This is a genomic window from Streptomyces sp. NPDC041814, from assembly GCF_055590565.1.
Window position 1 is genome coordinate 139,368 of the sequence record NZ_JBVJAM010000006.1, and the last position, 16,036, is coordinate 155,403.

25 protein-coding genes are annotated in these 16,036 nt (G+C 69.7%); 22 read left to right on the forward strand and 3 right to left on the reverse strand.

Translation table 11 applies throughout. The features are described 5' to 3' along the window. Nucleotides 1–11: 11 nt before the first annotated feature. The gene (locus ACZ6C6_RS17290) at nt 12–560 is read right to left on the reverse strand and encodes a helix-turn-helix domain-containing protein (RefSeq protein WP_469203581.1); all 549 of its coding nucleotides are present in this window, start codon (nt 558–560) and stop codon (nt 12–14) included. A gap of 36 nt (nt 561–596) precedes the next feature. On the opposite strand from ACZ6C6_RS17290, the gene ACZ6C6_RS17295 reads away from it, so the two are divergent. After that, on the forward strand, nt 597–1,859 hold the full coding sequence (locus ACZ6C6_RS17295) for an alpha/beta hydrolase family protein (protein WP_469203583.1): 1,263 nt from the start codon (nt 597–599) through the stop codon (nt 1,857–1,859). Between the two features lie 9 nt (nt 1,860–1,868). Here the strand turns inward: ACZ6C6_RS17295 and ACZ6C6_RS17300 are convergent, their stop codons facing one another. Then, complete coding sequence (locus tag ACZ6C6_RS17300; RefSeq protein WP_469203585.1) at nt 1,869–3,980, reverse strand: RNA repair domain-containing protein; 2,112 nt, start codon at nt 3,978–3,980, stop codon at nt 1,869–1,871. After that, nucleotides 3,980–5,644: an RNA ligase family protein gene (locus ACZ6C6_RS17305; RefSeq protein WP_469203587.1), complete on the reverse strand. Its 1,665-nt coding sequence runs from the start codon at nt 5,642–5,644 to the stop codon at nt 3,980–3,982. Before ACZ6C6_RS17305 ends, ACZ6C6_RS17300 begins: the two co-directional genes overlap by 1 nt. A gap of 510 nt (nt 5,645–6,154) precedes the next feature. Between ACZ6C6_RS17305 and rpsJ the strand changes: the two genes are divergently transcribed. From rpsJ to rplO, 21 genes are all read left to right on the forward strand, one after another. Next, nucleotides 6,155–6,463, forward strand: a complete 309-nt coding sequence (rpsJ, locus tag ACZ6C6_RS17310; protein WP_003948644.1) for a 30S ribosomal protein S10 — start codon at nt 6,155–6,157, stop codon at nt 6,461–6,463. Between the two features lie 13 nt (nt 6,464–6,476). Beyond that, nucleotides 6,477–7,121, forward strand: coding sequence for a 50S ribosomal protein L3 (gene rplC / locus ACZ6C6_RS17315; RefSeq protein ID WP_018101228.1), 645 nt, complete (start codon nt 6,477–6,479; stop codon nt 7,119–7,121). 4 nt (nt 7,122–7,125) lie between these two features. Further along, nucleotides 7,126–7,776: a 50S ribosomal protein L4 gene (rplD, locus tag ACZ6C6_RS17320; protein ID WP_111337409.1), complete on the forward strand. Its 651-nt coding sequence runs from the start codon at nt 7,126–7,128 to the stop codon at nt 7,774–7,776. Then, nucleotides 7,776–8,099, forward strand: a complete 324-nt coding sequence (gene rplW, locus ACZ6C6_RS17325) for a 50S ribosomal protein L23 (RefSeq protein WP_003966958.1) — start codon at nt 7,776–7,778, stop codon at nt 8,097–8,099. The genes rplD and rplW overlap by 1 nt, the downstream gene beginning before the upstream one ends. Before the next feature lie 38 nt (nt 8,100–8,137). Continuing rightward, nucleotides 8,138–8,974: a 50S ribosomal protein L2 gene (rplB, locus tag ACZ6C6_RS17330; RefSeq protein ID WP_073964434.1), complete on the forward strand. Its 837-nt coding sequence runs from the start codon at nt 8,138–8,140 to the stop codon at nt 8,972–8,974. 12 nt (nt 8,975–8,986) lie between these two features. Then, on the forward strand, nt 8,987–9,268 hold the full coding sequence (gene rpsS / locus ACZ6C6_RS17335; protein WP_018101224.1) for a 30S ribosomal protein S19: 282 nt from the start codon (nt 8,987–8,989) through the stop codon (nt 9,266–9,268). Between the two features lie 40 nt (nt 9,269–9,308). Then, on the forward strand, nt 9,309–9,656 hold the full coding sequence (gene rplV / locus ACZ6C6_RS17340) for a 50S ribosomal protein L22 (RefSeq protein WP_004571827.1): 348 nt from the start codon (nt 9,309–9,311) through the stop codon (nt 9,654–9,656). Beyond that, nucleotides 9,656–10,492 (forward strand): 30S ribosomal protein S3, encoded by an 837-nt coding sequence (gene rpsC, locus ACZ6C6_RS17345; protein ID WP_018101223.1) that lies wholly within the window; start codon nt 9,656–9,658, stop codon nt 10,490–10,492. Before rplV ends, rpsC begins: the two co-directional genes overlap by 1 nt. Nucleotides 10,493–10,497: 5 nt before the next feature. Continuing rightward, nucleotides 10,498–10,917, forward strand: coding sequence for a 50S ribosomal protein L16 (rplP, locus tag ACZ6C6_RS17350; protein ID WP_018101222.1), 420 nt, complete (start codon nt 10,498–10,500; stop codon nt 10,915–10,917). Further along, nucleotides 10,917–11,141 carry a 50S ribosomal protein L29 gene (rpmC, locus tag ACZ6C6_RS17355; RefSeq protein ID WP_014047786.1) on the forward strand — a complete coding sequence of 75 codons (225 nt, stop codon included), beginning with the start codon at nt 10,917–10,919 and terminating at the stop codon, nt 11,139–11,141. Before rplP ends, rpmC begins: the two co-directional genes overlap by 1 nt. Then, entirely contained in the window at nt 11,141–11,425 is a 285-nt protein-coding gene (gene rpsQ / locus ACZ6C6_RS17360) for a 30S ribosomal protein S17 (protein ID WP_136317111.1), read from the forward strand. The genes rpmC and rpsQ overlap by 1 nt, the downstream gene beginning before the upstream one ends. A 101-nt stretch (nt 11,426–11,526) precedes the next feature. Continuing rightward, nucleotides 11,527–11,895 (forward strand): 50S ribosomal protein L14, encoded by a 369-nt coding sequence (gene rplN, locus ACZ6C6_RS17365; protein ID WP_003966950.1) that lies wholly within the window; start codon nt 11,527–11,529, stop codon nt 11,893–11,895. A gap of 2 nt (nt 11,896–11,897) precedes the next feature. Further along, nucleotides 11,898–12,221, forward strand: coding sequence for a 50S ribosomal protein L24 (gene rplX, locus ACZ6C6_RS17370; protein ID WP_003966949.1), 324 nt, complete (start codon nt 11,898–11,900; stop codon nt 12,219–12,221). Further along, nucleotides 12,221–12,778 carry a 50S ribosomal protein L5 gene (gene rplE / locus ACZ6C6_RS17375; protein ID WP_018101220.1) on the forward strand — a complete coding sequence of 186 codons (558 nt, stop codon included), beginning with the start codon at nt 12,221–12,223 and terminating at the stop codon, nt 12,776–12,778. The genes rplX and rplE overlap by 1 nt, the downstream gene beginning before the upstream one ends. A 2-nt stretch (nt 12,779–12,780) precedes the next feature. Continuing rightward, nucleotides 12,781–12,966 (forward strand): type Z 30S ribosomal protein S14, encoded by a 186-nt coding sequence (locus tag ACZ6C6_RS17380; protein WP_003948630.1) that lies wholly within the window; start codon nt 12,781–12,783, stop codon nt 12,964–12,966. Nucleotides 12,967–13,190: 224 nt separating this feature from the next. Further along, nucleotides 13,191–13,589 (forward strand): 30S ribosomal protein S8, encoded by a 399-nt coding sequence (gene rpsH / locus ACZ6C6_RS17385; protein ID WP_018101219.1) that lies wholly within the window; start codon nt 13,191–13,193, stop codon nt 13,587–13,589. 21 nt (nt 13,590–13,610) lie between these two features. Next, a complete protein-coding gene (gene rplF / locus ACZ6C6_RS17390; protein WP_143621230.1) occupies nt 13,611–14,150 on the forward strand; it encodes a 50S ribosomal protein L6 in 540 nt (179 codons plus the stop codon). A 2-nt stretch (nt 14,151–14,152) separates the two neighbouring features. Then, nucleotides 14,153–14,536 (forward strand): 50S ribosomal protein L18, encoded by a 384-nt coding sequence (rplR, locus tag ACZ6C6_RS17395; protein ID WP_111337428.1) that lies wholly within the window; start codon nt 14,153–14,155, stop codon nt 14,534–14,536. Nucleotides 14,537–14,582: 46 nt separating this feature from the next. Beyond that, on the forward strand, nt 14,583–15,188 hold the full coding sequence (gene rpsE / locus ACZ6C6_RS17400; RefSeq protein WP_018101216.1) for a 30S ribosomal protein S5: 606 nt from the start codon (nt 14,583–14,585) through the stop codon (nt 15,186–15,188). Beyond that, entirely contained in the window at nt 15,188–15,370 is a 183-nt protein-coding gene (gene rpmD, locus ACZ6C6_RS17405) for a 50S ribosomal protein L30 (RefSeq protein WP_018550611.1), read from the forward strand. The genes rpsE and rpmD overlap by 1 nt, the downstream gene beginning before the upstream one ends. 1 nt (nt 15,371) lies before the next feature. Beyond that, nucleotides 15,372–15,827: a 50S ribosomal protein L15 gene (gene rplO, locus ACZ6C6_RS17410; RefSeq protein WP_018519290.1), complete on the forward strand. Its 456-nt coding sequence runs from the start codon at nt 15,372–15,374 to the stop codon at nt 15,825–15,827. Nucleotides 15,828–16,036 lie beyond the last annotated feature (209 nt).

Below are 16,036 nucleotides of genomic sequence, written 5' to 3' on the forward strand. Positions count from 1 at the left end.
GCGCGGAGCGCCTACGCACCGAGTTCCGGGGAGGGCGCCTCCATCGGAAAGTGGATCGGGCTGAGCAGGTACTGCGCGCGCCCCGGGCCCGGCTCGTTGGCGAGCTTCGGGGCGATGGCCGCGCGCAGGCCGCCGATCAGCTCCTCCAGTTCCGCCGGGCTGAGCCAGAGCGCGTGCTGGCGGTAGCCCACGAGGTCGGCCACGGGATCGGCCCCGTCGCGGTCGAGGTAGGCGGTGAACTCGGCCAGCAAGGCGGTCATCGCGGTGGCGAAGGCGCGCCGGTGGTCGTCCGGGGTGAGCGCGGACACCGCCTCCGGGCTGATCGTGGCCCGGTCCTGGCGGAGCCGGTAGTGCCGTTCCACCGCACCGCGCACCCGGCGCTCCTCGGCCACCTCAAGAAGCCCGCCGGACGCCAGCAGGTCGATGTGCCGGTAGACCGTGGCCTTGGACGCCTCCGGAATGCGGGCGCAGAGCTGAGAGGTGGTCAGGGTGCGGGCGCCGCCCATCGCGAGAACGATCCGCAGCCGGATGGGATGGGCGAGCAGGTCCAAGGAATCCACCCGACCACCTTCTCATGACTGATACCTTTCTCAGCTATGAGAATGGTCGAGGGTGGGGCGTCGGAGGCGGCGCGTCGATTTGCCGCACTGTTGCGGACCGAGCGGTTCGAGGAATCGGTGGAACTGTTCGCGCCTCCGCTGCGCGCGGCCGTGTCCGGGGAGCAGCTGCGGCTCGCGTGGGCGGCCGAGGTCACCGGACGGGGCGGCCGCGCGGCCGTCGGGGAGCCGGTGGCCGAGCCGGGCTCGGTGCGCGTACGCATACCCGTGGTCTGCGCCGAAGGCGGCTTCACCGTCGTCATGTCGGCCGGTGACGACGGGCTGTTGCGGGGGCTGCGGTTCGACACGCAGGGCGACGCCGCGTGGGAGCCGCCGGGGTACGTGGACGAGGACCGGTTCACCGAGTGCGCCGTCGTCGTGGGCACCGGGCCGCTCGCCGTTCCCGGCACGCTCACCCTGCCCGTGGGCGAGGGGCCGTGGCCCGCCGTGGTGCTGCTCAGCGGCGGCGGCGCGTTCGACCGGGACGAGAGCATCGGGGCGAACAAGCCGCTCAAGGACCTCGCGTGGGGCCTCGCCTCCCGGCGGGTGGCCGTGCTGCGCTTCGACAAGGTGACCTTCGCCCACCCGGACCGTCTGCGGCCGGACTTCACGATGGCCGACGAGTACGTGCCCCACGCCCTCGCCGCCGTCCGGCTGCTGCGGGAGCGGCCGGAGGTGGCCCCGGACCGGATCCACCTGCTGGGGCACAGCATGGGCGGCAAGGCGGCGCCCCGGATCGCCGAGGCCGATCCGTCGATCGCGGGCCTGGTGCTGCTCGCCGCGGACACGCAGCCGATGCACGAGGCGGCAGTCCGGGTGGCCCGCCACCTGGCGGAACTCGCGCCCGGGCCGGCGGCCGACGAGATGGTGGCGACCCTGGTCCGGCAGGCCGCCGCGGTCGCGGACCCGGGACTCACGCCCGACACGCCCCCGGAGTCGCTGCCGCTGGGGTTCTCCGCCTCCTACTGGCTCGACCTGCGCGCCTACGACCCGGCGGCCACGGCGGCCGGGCTGGAGTGCCCGATGCTGATCCTCCACGGCGGCCGGGACTACCAGGTGACCGTCGCCGACGACCTCGCGGGCTGGCGGCGCGCCCTCGCGGGCCGCCCGGGGGTGTCGATCCGCGTCCACGACCGCCTCGACCACCTCTTCTTCGCCGGGAGCGGCCCGTCCACCCCGGCCGACTACGCGCGGCCCGGCCATGTGGACCCCGCCGTGGTGGACGAGGTCGCGAGCTGGCTGACGCGGCACGAGGCTCCGTAGCGCCTGCTCTCAGGCGTCGCGTGGGCGCCGGCCGGGGCGCAGCGACGCCCCCCTGAGCCCGCGCAGTACCTCCGCCCCGATCTCCGCCAGCCGGGCCCCGTCCGGCGGTGTCGCGCCCAGGCCGATCGCGTAGCCCGTGCCGCCGGTCACCGTGACCGGGCGAGGCCAGACGCGGCAGTCCGGGGCGCCCGCCTCGGCCAGGGCGGCGGTCAGGGCCAGGAGGCGGCCGCGTAGGCGGCCCTCCTCGGCGGGGTGCGCGGAGGCCAGGGCCCACGTGGGGTGTTCGGTGAGCGTCGGCGGGGCGCAGAGCCGGTCCGGGGCCGCGTCCAGGAGTTCCCAGGCGCGGAACAACTCCGCCGTCAGCAAGTCCCGCCCGGCGACGCTCACTTGGGTCGTGCACGAGCGGACCGGGGGCGTCGGCGTGTACACCGTCACCGGGGCGTCCGTTGCCGGGCCCTCGCCCACCGGGTCGCGCCAGTCCCAGGCCGCCCAGGTCGCGAAGAAGTCCCGGAGGCCGCCGCCCTCGCGTGCCGTACGGGCCGCGAGGGTCGTCCAGGCGATGCCCGGGAGGCCGCCGCACGGGGCGGAGTCCAGGCCCCTCGCCGCCGCCCACTCCTTGACCTGCCGGGCCAGCGCGGTGAACGGCTCCTGGCGCGGGAACGCCTCCGCGTCGGTCACCGCGCTCAGCGCGACCGCCGCCGCCTCGCCCAGCTCCGCCCGGCGCGCCACCGCCTCGGCCGGGGGCAGGGTGCCCGTCGCCACGGTGACCAGGTCCACCCGCAGGCCCTCCACGTACCACCGCAGCCCGGGGACACGGGCCCCGCTCACCTCGCGCAGGCCCCGCGCCTCCGGGAAGGCGGCAGCGATCCGGTCCCGTACGCCCGCGACCTCCGGGAGCGCCGCCACCAGGTCCAGGTCGGCGCCGGGGCGCGCGCAGCCCATGCGCCGGGAGCCGACGAGGTGGACATGCGCGCCGGGGAGGGCGGCGGCGACGCGTTCCGCCACCCCTTCGGTGTGAAGGGAAGCCGTGCCGAGCCCCACCCGTACCCCGTAGTGATCCGATGCGTACAGCCCGCCCGGCCCCGGCGCTTCCCCCGTCAGCACAGCCGTACACGCCCGCAGCCGGTCCGTACGCAGCAGCACCCGGTCCAGACGCGACACCCGCCCCGAAAGGGACGAGATCGCGGCCAGCGGATTGGCCGACGGGTCGAAGGTCGGGGTGTCGTCGGCGGGGCCGCGCACCTCCGTCCACGCGTCCGTCATCGCCAGGCGGGTCTGCGGGCGGTCGCCGCCGTCGTTGAAGTCGCCGACCAGGACGAGCTCGCCCTCCACCGCCGCCAACCCCGTTGCCAGGTCAGTGAGTTCCGCGTCCCGGCGGGCCGCGCCCTCGGGGGAGTGGTCGCTGCTGAGGTGCGTGACCGCCACCGTGACCGGGCCCTCCGCCGTCTCCACCACCGCCGCCGCGACCGCCTTGTGCGGGCCCAGTACGTGCACCGCCGCCTCGCTCACCGGCAGGCGGCTGAGCAGCAGCAGGCCGGTGTCGGGGACGTCGTGCCCGGCCGGGTCGGTCGCGAGGGTGTAGTGAGCACTCACCCACTCGCAGCCCAGCAGCAGCGTCAGCAGCGCGGGCTCCGCCTCCTGGAGCGCGATCACGTCCGCGTCCGCCGCGCGCAGCGCCTCGGCCAGCAGGGGGCGGCGGCGCGCGGTGTCGATGCGGTCGCTGTCGTAGCGGTCCCACAGGGTGTTCCAGGTGAGGACCGTCAGCGGGCCCGCCGGGCCCTTCGCGCCGGTCGGCGCCGGTTCCCAGCCGCCCGTCGCGGGGGAGTACGCGTGCGGGGTCCGGGCGGTGAAGTACGGGGAAGGCAGGCGGCGCGCCTCCCGTATCCGCCCCGCCTCCGTCGCGTCGACGCGGTCCGTGCCCGTCGCCCGGTCCCAGACCACCTCGCCGTCCGCCTCGAAGAACAGCACCCGGTGCCACGGGATGTCGCCGCCGGGCGTGAACCGGTCCAGCGGCACCCGCTTCGGCTCCCGGCCGCGCTGCGCCACGCCCAGCACGAAGCGCGCCGCATCGAAGCGGGCGTCCCAGCGGACCCGGTGGTAGATCTCCTCGCTCGTACGCATCAGGCCCGGTCCTCCACGGTTCCGCTGGTGCCGATGTACCAGGTGCGGTGCGCCTGGCCGGGATACGGGGGGACGAACCGGTGCAGCTGCGAGGCCAGCACCCGCGGGGGTACGGGGTGCTCCCGGCGTCCGTTGCGCGCGGCCAGCTCCGCCTCGCCGATCCAGGCCACGGCGTGCGTGACCAGGGCGTCGCGGCGGCGGGCGACCGCGTGGACCAGGGAGCGCTGGTGCGGGTTGAGCGAGGTGGCGTCCCAGACCACCGTCGCGCCGGGGACCAGGGCCGCGTCCAGCCGGTCCAGGCCCTCGCGCAGCACGTCCCCGTTGGTGGTCTGGTCGGCGCGCGAGCCCCGGACCTGGCGCAGGTCGTCCAGCGAGAGGTACGTGGCGACCCCCGGCAGGCCCCGGCCGAAGGTGCTCTTGCCGCTGCCCGAGGGCCCGGCCAGCTGGACCAGGCGCGGGAAGTCCCCGGACCGCCACCGCCAGGTCGCGGCGACCGCCTCGTCGGCGGTGGCGAGGCGCCCGGCCGCGTACGCCTCGCGGGCCTGCGCCAGACAGCGCGCGGCGGCCTCCGGCCCCAGGTCGGCGAAAGCCCCGGCCAGCCCGTCCGGCTCCCGCACCTCCTCCGCGTGCAGCGCCGACCACTCGACCTGCTCCCGCGCCCCGGCGGTGTCCGCCAGCACCCCGGACACCGCGTGCAGGACGGACAGGTCGGCGGCGAGCGCCATCCGGGCCAGCCAGGCGCGCCGCTCCTCGTCGGGGTAGGGGCGGTGCAGCCCGGGGGCCAGCCCGACGAGGTCCGCGACGCGGCGGGCGAGCGGCATGCCGAGGGCGGGGGCCAGCAGCGGGGCGAGGGCGGTGCGGCGGGTGCCGTGCAGCAGGGCGGCGAGGACGCCGGCGAGCCGGTCGTCACCGGTGCGGCCGAGGGCGTCGAGGGCGTCGGCGGCGGCCAGGGCGGGCTTCGGGCCGCTCTCCGGACCGGCACCCACCGCCGCCGCCAGCGCTGTCGGGTCGACGGGCGCTCCGGATCGCACCGCCCACAGCGCCGCCGCCGGGCCCAGCCCGTTCTCCACGACCTCCGCGTGCATCCAGTGCGTATCGGTCACCACATGCCCCGGCCGCACCCACTTTCCGACGACGCGCCCGAACAGGGCCGCCGGGAAGCCCGCCGCCGGCCGCACGACGTACCCCTCCTGCCGCCCCGTGTCCGGCTTCAGCGCGCGCAGCGCCTTCGCGTCGAACTCCCCGCGCCACAGCACCGGCGGCGCCGGGATGCCCAGGGAGCGCAGGAACTCCACGGTCCGGTCCCAGCCCAGGCAGCGGTCGCCGTCCCACACGGAGAACCCGTAGAAGTGGCTCTCCAGTGCCTCGTACGCGAGGGAGTGCCGCGCGAACATGTTCTCCCCGCAGATCCGCCACCCCGCCGGGATGCGGGGGCCGACGCGGGCCTGGAGGGCCTTCACCCAGGTCCGGGACGGATGGTGCGCCGAGTCCAGCGAACGGGCGTGCAGCCCGTCCGCGTACAACGTGGTGTTCTCGCCGTCCAGCTTCTCCGTGACGACGACCTCGGTCCCGGCCAGCGCCGCGAGATCCGTCATCCGCACGTCGTCGGAGGTGGCCCCGGGCGACCAGGGCAGATGAGGGGTCCGTGGATAGTGCGTCCGCATGATCTTCCGCCCCCGTGCCGTTGCCGTACCCGGCCCGAAACTGTAGGGGGGGTGAGCACGCGCGTACGACCGAATAATGGGGGAAGAGCGGGGTCCGGGGGCCGTCCGGGGCGCGCCCGCGTTTGACCAGCCACTCGGTAGGGGTAAGATCCCGGGCCCGATTGGCCAGGCCCACAGCCCGTATGGCACACTAGCCAGGTTGCTCGGTTGAGTGTCAATGCTGCGCGCCTCCCGCCGGGAGGACCGGAAGCGAGTCCCACAGTACTCGTCGGCCCCATGCGGGCCGGACGTACGGGAATCTTCCGGGAAGCGTAAGTGGGGCACCGGCCAGGCACCCGGTGGGGTTTCGCCCCCGGCAGCGTGGTCTTCGGCCCGCACCCCCTTGGTTGGGAAATCCTTCGGGACTTCTACGTAGAGGGGATGCGACACGCCCGACCGCGTGGGTCGGAGGTGGAGTTACCGAACCCCGGGTTCCAGAGCGTTAAACGAGAGACAGGACTACTAGTAGCCATGGCGGGACAGAAGATCCGCATCCGGCTCAAGGCCTACGACCACGAGGTCATCGACTCCTCGGCGAAGAAGATCGTCGAGACGGTGACCCGCACTGGTGCGTCGGTCGCGGGCCCGGTGCCGCTGCCCACTGAGAAGAACGTGTACTGCGTCATCAAGTCGCCGCACAAGTACAAGGACTCTCGCGAGCACTTCGAGATGCGCACGCACAAGCGCCTCATCGACATCCTCGACCCCACGCCGAAGACGGTTGACTCGCTGATGCGCCTCGACCTGCCGGCGGGCGTCGACATCGAGATCAAGCTCTGAGGGGACGGCCGAGATGAGCAAGAACATCAAGGGCGTCCTGGGCGAGAAGCTCGGCATGACCCAGGTCTGGGACGAGAACAACCGGGTTGTCCCGGTGACCGTCGTCAAGGCCGGTCCGTGCGTCGTGACGCAGGTCCGCACGAACGACAGCGACGGCTACGAGTCGGTGCAGATCGCCTTCGGCGAGATCGACCCGCGCAAGGTGAACAAGCCCCTCAAGGGTCACTTCGCCAAGGCCGACGTCACCCCGCGCCGCCACCTGGTGGAGATCCGCACTCCTGACGCGAGCGAGTACACGCTCGGCCAGGAGATCAATGCCGAGGTGTTCGAGTCCGGCGTCAAGGTTGACGTCACGGGCAAGAGCAAGGGCAAGGGCTTCGCCGGTGTCATGAAGCGTCACAACTTCCGGGGCCTCGGCGCCGGTCACGGCGTGCAGCGCAAGCACCGTTCCCCCGGTTCGATCGGTGGCTGCGCCACCCCTGGGCGTGTCTTCAAGGGCATGCGCATGGCCGGTCGCATGGGTAACGAGCGCGTCACCACCCAGAACCTGACCATCCACGCGGTTGACGCGGAGAAGGGTCTGCTCCTCATCAAGGGCGCGGTCCCCGGTCCGAACGGCGGCCTCGTCCTGGTCCGTACCGCGGCCAAGGGGGCTTGAGGTAATGAGCACCATTGACATCCTTTCGCCGGCAGGCGACAAGGCCGGTACCGTCGAGCTCCCCGCGGAGATCTTCGACGCGAAGACCAGCGTTCCGCTGATCCACCAGGTCGTCGTCGCACAGCTGGCAGCTGCCCGTCAGGGCACGCACAAGACCAAGTCCCGTGGCGAGGTCCGCGGTGGTGGGCGCAAGCCGTACCGCCAGAAGGGCACCGGCCGCGCGCGCCAGGGTTCGACCCGTGCGCCGCAGTTCGTCGGCGGTGGCGTCGTCCACGGCCCGCAGCCGCGTGACTACTCGCAGCGCACCCCGAAGAAGATGAAGGCCGCCGCCCTCCGCGGTGCCCTCTCCGACCGGGCGCGTCACTCCCGCATCCACGTCGTCACCGGCGTGGTCGAGGGTGGGATCTCCACGAAGGCCGCCAAGACGCTGTTCGGCAAGATCTCGGAGCGCAAGAACCTGCTCCTGGTCGTCGACCGCAACGACGAGGCCGCGTGGCTCTCCGCACGCAACCTGCCCCAGGTGCACATCCTGGAGCCGGGCCAGCTGAACACGTACGACGTGATCGTCTCTGACGACGTGGTCTTCACCCAGGCCGCCTTCGAGTCCTTCGTGTCTGGCCCCCAGACCGCTGAGACCGAAGGGAGCGACGCCTGATGAGCGAGGCGACCGTTACCAGCAAGACCTACTCCGACCCGCGCGACGTTCTCGTCAAGCCGGTTGTCTCGGAGAAGAGCTACGCGCTGCTCGACGAGAACAAGTACACGTTCATCGTCGCGCCGGGCTCCAACAAGACCCAGATCAAGCAGGCCGTCGAGGCGGTCTTCTCGGTCAAGGTCACCGGGGTCAACACGATCAACCGCCAGGGCAAGCGCAAGCGCACCCGCACCGGTTTCGGCAAGCGCGCCGACACCAAGCGCGCCATCGTGACCCTCGCTGAGGGCGACCGTATCGACATCTTCGGCGGCCCGACCTCCTAGTGAGGCCGAGTCGTCCGGAATCGGACGAGGACTGAGAAATGGGTATCCGCAAGTACAAGCCGACGACCCCGGGCCGTCGTGGCTCCAGCGTCGCCGACTTTGTCGAGATCACGCGGTCCACGCCGGAGAAGTCGCTGGTCCGCCCCCTGCACAACAAGGGCGGCCGTAACAACACCGGTCGTGTGACCGTTCGCCACCAGGGCGGTGGCCACAAGCGCGCCTACCGCGTGATCGACTTCCGTCGTCACGACAAGGACGGCGTGCCGGCCAAGGTCGCGCACATCGAGTACGACCCCAACCGCACCGCGCGCATCGCGCTCCTGCACTACGCGGACGGCGAGAAGCGCTACATCATCGCGCCGCGTGGCCTGACGCAGGGCGACCGTGTCGAGAACGGCCCGGCCGCCGACATCAAGCCCGGCAACAACCTGGCGCTGCGCAACATCCCGGTCGGTACGACCATCCACGCCATCGAGCTGCGGCCCGGCGGCGGCGCGAAGTTCGCCCGCTCCGCGGGTGCCTCCGTGCAGCTGCTGGCGAAGGAGGGCACCATGGCCCACCTTCGTATGCCGTCGGGTGAGATCCGCCTGGTCGACGCCCGCTGCCGCGCCACGATCGGCGAGGTCGGCAACGCCGAGCAGTCGAACATCAACTGGGGCAAGGCCGGCCGTATGCGGTGGAAGGGCGTTCGCCCGACCGTCCGTGGTGTCGTCATGAACCCGGTCGACCACCCGCACGGTGGTGGTGAGGGTAAGACCTCCGGTGGCCGTCACCCGGTTTCGCCGTGGGGTAAGAAGGAAGGTCGTACTCGTTCGCCCAAGAAGGCGTCGAACAAGTACATCGTCCGCCGCCGCAAGACGAACAAGAAGCGCTAGGAGCGGGTTTAGATGCCGCGCAGTCTCAAGAAGGGGCCCTTCGTCGACGGCCACCTCGCCAAGAAGGTGGACGTACAGAACGAGGCCGGCACCAAGAACGTCATCAAGACCTGGTCCCGTCGCTCGATGATCGTCCCGGCCATGCTGGGTCACACCATCGCGGTGCACAACGGCAAGATCCACGTCCCGGTGTTCGTCACCGAGTCGATGGTCGGCCACAAGCTCGGCGAGTTCTCGCCGACTCGCACCTTCCGCGGCCACGTCAAGGACGACCGGAAGTCGAAGCGCCGCTAACGCGGGGTGACTGACTATGACTTACACCGAAGGGACAACCATGGAAGCCAGGGCCCAGGCGCGGTACATCCGCGTCACGCCCATGAAGGCCCGCCGCGTGGTGGACCTCATCCGTGGCATGGATGCCACGGAGGCTCAGGCGGTCCTGCGTTTCGCCCCGCAGGCCGCGAGCGTGCCGGTCGGCAAGGTGCTGGACAGCGCCATTGCCAACGCCGCACACAACTACGACCACACCGACGCCTCTTCGCTGGTCATCAGCGAGGCGTACGTGGACGAGGGTCCGACCCTGAAGCGGTTCCGTCCGCGTGCCCAGGGCCGTGCCTACCGGATCCGTAAGCGGACCAGCCACATCACCGTGGTCGTCAGCAGCAAGGAAGGAACCCGGTAATGGGCCAGAAGGTAAACCCGCACGGGTTCCGGCTCGGCATCACCACGGACTTCAAGTCCCGCTGGTACGCCGACAAGCTGTACAAGGACTACGTCAAGGAAGACGTCGCCATTCGTCGCATGATGACGAAGGGCATGGAGCGCGCCGGCATCTCGAAGGTTGAGATCGAGCGCACCCGCGACCGCGTCCGCGTCGACATCCACACCGCTCGCCCGGGCATCGTCATCGGCCGCCGCGGCGCCGAGGCCGACCGCATCCGCGGCGAGCTGGAGAAGCTGACCGGCAAGCAGGTCCAGCTGAACATCCTCGAGGTCAAGAACCCCGAGGTGGACGCTCAGCTGGTGGCCCAGGCCGTCGCCGAGCAGCTCTCCTCCCGCGTCTCCTTCCGCCGTGCCATGCGCAAGAGCATGCAGAGCACGATGAAGGCCGGCGCCAAGGGCATCAAGGTCCAGTGCGGCGGCCGCCTCGGCGGCGCCGAGATGTCCCGCTCGGAGTTCTACCGCGAGGGCCGTGTGCCCCTGCACACGCTCCGCGCGAACGTCGACTACGGCTTCTTCGAGGCCAAGACGACCTTCGGCCGCATCGGCGTGAAGGTCTGGATCTACAAGGGCGACGTCAAGAACATCGCCGAGGTCCGCGCCGAGAACGCTGCTGCCCGTGCGGGCAACCGCCCGGCCCGCGGCGGCGCTGACCGCCCGGCCGGCCGCGGTGGCCGCGGTGGCGAGCGTGGCGGCCGCGGCCGCAAGCCGCAGCAGTCGGCTCCGGCCGCCGAGGCCCCCAAGGCCGAGGCGACCGCCGCTGCTCCGGCTGCTGAGAGCACCGGAACGGAGGCCTGACCGAAATGCTGATCCCCCGTAGGGTCAAGCACCGCAAGCAGCACCACCCGAAGCGCAGCGGCATGTCCAAGGGTGGCACGCAGGTTGCGTTCGGCGAGTACGGCATCCAGGCGCTGACCCCGGCGTATGTGACGAACCGTCAGATCGAGTCCGCTCGTATCGCCATGACGCGTCACATCAAGCGTGGCGGCAAGGTCTGGATCAACATCTACCCGGACCGTCCCCTCACCAAGAAGCCTGCCGAGACCCGCATGGGTTCCGGTAAGGGTTCCCCGGAGTGGTGGATCGCCAACGTCAAGCCCGGACGCGTCATGTTCGAGCTGTCGTACCCCAACGAGAAGATCGCCCGTGAGGCGCTGACTCGTGCGGCCCACAAGCTGCCGATGAAGTGCCGGATCGTCAAGCGCGAGGCAGGTGAAGCGTGATGTCGGCCGGTACCAAGGCGTCCGAGCTGCGCGAGCTGGGCAACGAGGAGCTCCTCAACAAGCTCCGCGAGGCCAAGGAAGAGCTGTTCAACCTCCGTTTCCAGGCGGCGACCGGGCAGCTCGAGAACCACGGTCGGCTCAAGTCCGTCCGTAAGGACATCGCCCGGATCTACACCCTGATGCGCGAGCGCGAGCTGGGCATCGAAACGGTGGAGAGCGTCTGATGAGCGAGAACACTGTGACTGAGACCAAGACCGAGCGCGGCTTCCGCAAGACCCGCGAGGGCCTCGTCGTCAGCGACAAGATGGACAAGACCGTCGTCGTCGCCGTCGAGGACCGCGTGAAGCACGCGCTGTACGGCAAGGTCATCCGCCGTACGAACAAGCTCAAGGCCCACGACGAGCAGAACTCCGCCGGTGTCGGCGACCGCGTCCTCCTGATGGAGACCCGGCCGCTGTCCGCCACCAAGCGGTGGCGCATCGTCGAGATCCTCGAGAAGGCCAAGTAATTCCTGAGGGGGCTTCCCCTCAGGTCAGTTCCGCCAGGCTCGGCAGGGGCACCCGTTAGCGGGGCCCCTGCCGGGAACCGGCAGACGATCAGGAGATAGACGTGATCCAGCAGGAGTCGCGACTGCGCGTCGCCGACAACACGGGTGCGAAGGAAATTCTCACCATCCGTGTTCTCGGTGGCTCGGGTCGCCGCTACGCGGGCATCGGTGACGTCATCGTCGCCACCGTCAAGGACGCGATCCCCGGTGGCAACGTGAAGAAGGGTGACGTCGTCAAGGCGGTCATCGTTCGCACCGTCAAGGAGCGTCGTCGCCAGGATGGCTCGTACATCCGCTTCGACGAGAACGCCGCCGTCATTCTGAAGAACGACGGCGACCCCCGCGGCACCCGTATCTTCGGCCCGGTGGGCCGTGAGCTGCGCGAGAAGAAGTTCATGAAGATCATCTCGCTCGCGCCGGAGGTGCTGTAAGCATGAAGATCAAGAAGGGCGACCTGGTACAGGTCATCACCGGCAAGGACAAGGGCAAGCAGGGCAAGGTCATCGTGGCCTACCCCGCTCAGGACCGCGTCCTCGTCGAGGGTGTCAACCGGGTCAAGAAGCACACCAAGGCCGGCCAGACCGCTCGCGGTTCGCAGACCGGTGGCATTGTGACGACCGAGGCCCCGATCCACGTCAGCAACGTGCAGCTGGTTGTTGAGAAGGACGGCAACAAGGTCGTTACTCGCGTCGGCTACCGCTTTGACGACGAGGGCAACAAGATCCGTGTTGCCAAGCGCACCGGTGAGGACATCTGATGACTACCACCACCGCGCCGCGTCTCAAGACGCGCTACCGCGAGGAAATCGCCGGCAAGCTGCGTGAGGAGTTCTCCTACGAGAACGTCATGCAGATCCCCGGTCTGGTCAAGATCGTGGTCAACATGGGTGTGGGCGACGCCGCCCGCGACTCCAAGCTGATCGACGGTGCCGTCAAGGACCTCACCACGATCACCGGTCAGAAGCCGGCCGTCACCAAGGCCCGCAAGTCGATCGCGCAGTTCAAGCTGCGCGAGGGTCAGCCGATCGGCTGCCACGTCACCCTCCGCGGTGACCGCATGTGGGAGTTCCTGGACCGTACGCTGTCGCTCGCGCTGCCGCGTATCCGTGACTTCCGCGGCCTGTCGCCCAAGCAGTTCGACGGCCGTGGCAACTACACCTTCGGTCTCACGGAGCAGGTCATGTTCCACGAGATCGACCAGGACAAGATCGACCGGGTCCGGGGCATGGACATCACCGTGGTCACCACGGCGACCAATGACGACGAGGGTCGTGCCCTCCTTCGTCACCTCGGCTTCCCGTTCAAGGAGAACTGACCGTGGCGAAGAAGGCTCTGATCGCTAAGGCCGCCCGTAAGCCGAAGTTCGGCGTCCGGGGTTACACCCGGTGCCAGCGCTGCGGCCGGCCCCACTCCGTCTACCGCAAGTTCGGCCTGTGCCGCGTGTGCCTTCGTGAGATGGCTCACCGTGGCGAGCTGCCGGGCGTGACCAAGAGCTCCTGGTAATTCTCCTTCGCCCTTTGGGCGTTGGGAATCACCGGAGACTCTCGGTAAGCATCTGGTCGGCAGGAGTCCGGCCCCGCATGCCGTAGGCTTGCAGGGTTGGGCGCCTGCCGCCCAAGACCGACTTACTACGCCGTAGGTCCCCGCACCGCACCCGTCCCGCCTCTGAGCGGGGAGAGGGATGGCGCATACAGGAAACCCCGGCGAGAGAGGCCGAAGGCCAACTCATGACCATGACTGATCCCATCGCAGACATGCTCACGCGTCTGCGCAACGCGAACTCGGCATATCACGACGACGTCGTGATGCCGCACAGCAAGATCAAGTCGCACATCGCGGAGATCCTCCAGCAGGAGGGCTTCATCACCGGCTGGAAGGTCGAGGACGCCGAGGTCGGCAAGAACCTCGTCCTCCAGCTGAAGTTCGGCCCGAACCGCGAGCGCTCGATCGCCGGCATCAAGCGCATCTCGAAGCCGGGTCTGCGTGTCTACGCAAAGTCCACCAACCTGCCGAAGGTCCTCGGCGGCCTGGGCGTGGCGATCATCTCCACGTCCCACGGTCTCCTGACCGGCCAGCAGGCTCAGAAGAAGGGCGTAGGTGGGGAAGTCCTCGCCTACGTCTGGTAGTCGGGAACGGAGGAATAGCTCATGTCGCGAATCGGCAAGCTCCCCATCCAGGTTCCCGCCGGTGTGGACGTCACCATCGATGGCCGGACGGTCAACGTGAAGGGCCCCAAGGGCACCCTCACGCACACCGTCGCGGCGCCCATCGAGGTCACCAAGGGTGAGGACGGCGTCCTGAACGTCGTCCGCCCGAACGACGAGCGTCAGAACAAGGCCCTGCACGGCCTGTCCCGCACGCTGGTGGCGAACATGATCACCGGTGTGACCCAGGGGTACATCAAGGCGCTCGAGATCAGTGGTGTCGGTTACCGCGTCCAGGCGAAGGGCTCCAACCTGGAGTTCGCCCTGGGCTACAGCCACCCGATCCTGATCGAGGCCCCGGAGGGCATCACCTTCAAGGTGGAGACCCCCACGAAGTTCACCGTCGAGGGCATCGACAAGCAGAAGGTCGGCGAGACCGCGGCCAAGATCCGCAAGCTGCGGAAGCCTGACCCGTACAAGGCCAAGGGCGTCAAGTACGCCGGCGAGGTCATCCGCCGCAAGGTCGGAAAGGCTGGTAAGTAGCCATGGCATACGGCGTGAAGATCGCCAAGGGCGACGCGTACAAGCGCGCGGCTCGCAAGCGGCGCCACATCCGCGTCCGCAAGCACATCTCCGGTTCGCCGGAGCGTCCGCGCCTGGTCGTGACCCGTTCCAACCGCCACATGGTGGCTCAGGTCATCGACGACATCGCGGGCCACACGCTCGCGTCGGCGTCGACCCTGGACGTCTCCATCCGTGGTGGCGAGGGCGACAAGAGCAGCCAGGCCAAGCAGGTCGGCGCCCTGGTCGCCGAGCGTGCCAAGGCCGCAGGCGTCGAGGCCGTCGTGTTTGACCGCGGTGGTAACCAGTACGCCGGGCGGATTGCCGCTCTGGCTGACGCCGCCCGTGAAGCCGGGCTGAAGTTCTAGCCCCGGTTCCTACGCACAGCGGACGTAACAGAGAGAGGTAAATCCAATGGCTGGACCCCAGCGCCGCGGAAGCGGTGCCGGTGGCGGCGAGCGGCGGGACCGGAAGGGCCGTGACGGCGGCGCTGCTGCCGCCGAGAAGACCGCGTACGTCGAGCGCGTCGTCGCGATCAACCGAGTCGCCAAGGTTGTGAAGGGTGGTCGTCGCTTCAGCTTCACCGCGCTGGTCGTGGTGGGCGATGGTGACGGCACCGTCGGTGTCGGTTACGGCAAGGCCAAGGAAGTTCCCGCGGCCATCGCCAAGGGCGTGGAAGAGGCCAAGAAGAACTTCTTCAAGGTCCCGCGTATCCAGGGCACCATCCCTCACCCGATCCAGGGTGAGAAGGCTGCGGGCGTCGTCCTGCTCAAGCCGGCGTCCCCCGGTACCGGTGTGATCGCCGGTGGCCCGGTGCGCGCCGTCCTGGAGTGCGCCGGCGTCCACGACATCCTGTCGAAGTCGCTCGGGTCCTCGAACCCGATCAACATCGTGCACGCGACCGTGGCGGCCCTCCAGGGCCTGCAGCGTCCCGAGGAGATCGCGGCCCGCCGCGGTCTGCCCCTCGAGGACGTCGCCCCCGCGGCTCTGCTTCGTGCGCGTGCGGGAGCGGGTGCGTAATGGCTCGCCTCAAGATCACGCAGACGAAGTCGTACATCGGCAGCAAGCAGAACCACCGCGACACCCTGCGTTCGCTCGGGCTCAAGCGCCTGCACGACGTGGTTGTCAAGGAGGACCGCCCCGAGTTCCGCGGCATGGTGCACACCGTCCGCCACCTCGTGACGGTTGAGGAGGTCGACTGACATGGCGGAGAACAAGCCGCTCAAGGCCCATGACCTCCGGCCTGCCCCGGGCGCCAAGACCGCCAAGACCCGTGTGGGTCGTGGTGAGGCGTCCAAGGGTAAGACCGCTGGTCGTGGCACCAAGGGCACCAAGGCCCGCTACCAGGTTCCGGAGCGCTTCGAGGGTGGGCAGATGCCCCTCCACATGCGTCTCCCGAAGCTCAAGGGCTTCAAGAACCCGTTCCGCACGGAGTACCAGGTCGTGAACCTGGACAAGCTCGCGACGCTCTACCCCGAGGGTGGAGAGGTCACGGTGGCCGACCTGGTCGCCAAGGGTGCCGTGCGCAACAACCACCTCGTCAAGGTCCTCGGACAGGGCGAGATCTCCGTGGCGCTGCAGGTTTCGGTTGACGCCGTCTCCGGCTCCGCCAAGGAGAAGATCACCGCCGCAGGCGGTACCGTCACCGAGCTCGTCTGAGACAACTCGGACACTCAGGTGGCCTGAACATCCGACCGGGGATGCCCTCTCAAATGGGGCATCCCCGGTTGGTCGTTCCTAGGGGGGCATGTACGCCGGTAAGGTGGCGTCCGTTGCTGTGGTATCCCCTGGGCGCACGCGCCCGGGGCTCCTTGGCTTTTACGTATCCGTCGATCCTCAAGACCGTCACCTCTACGCTCTGCGCGGGG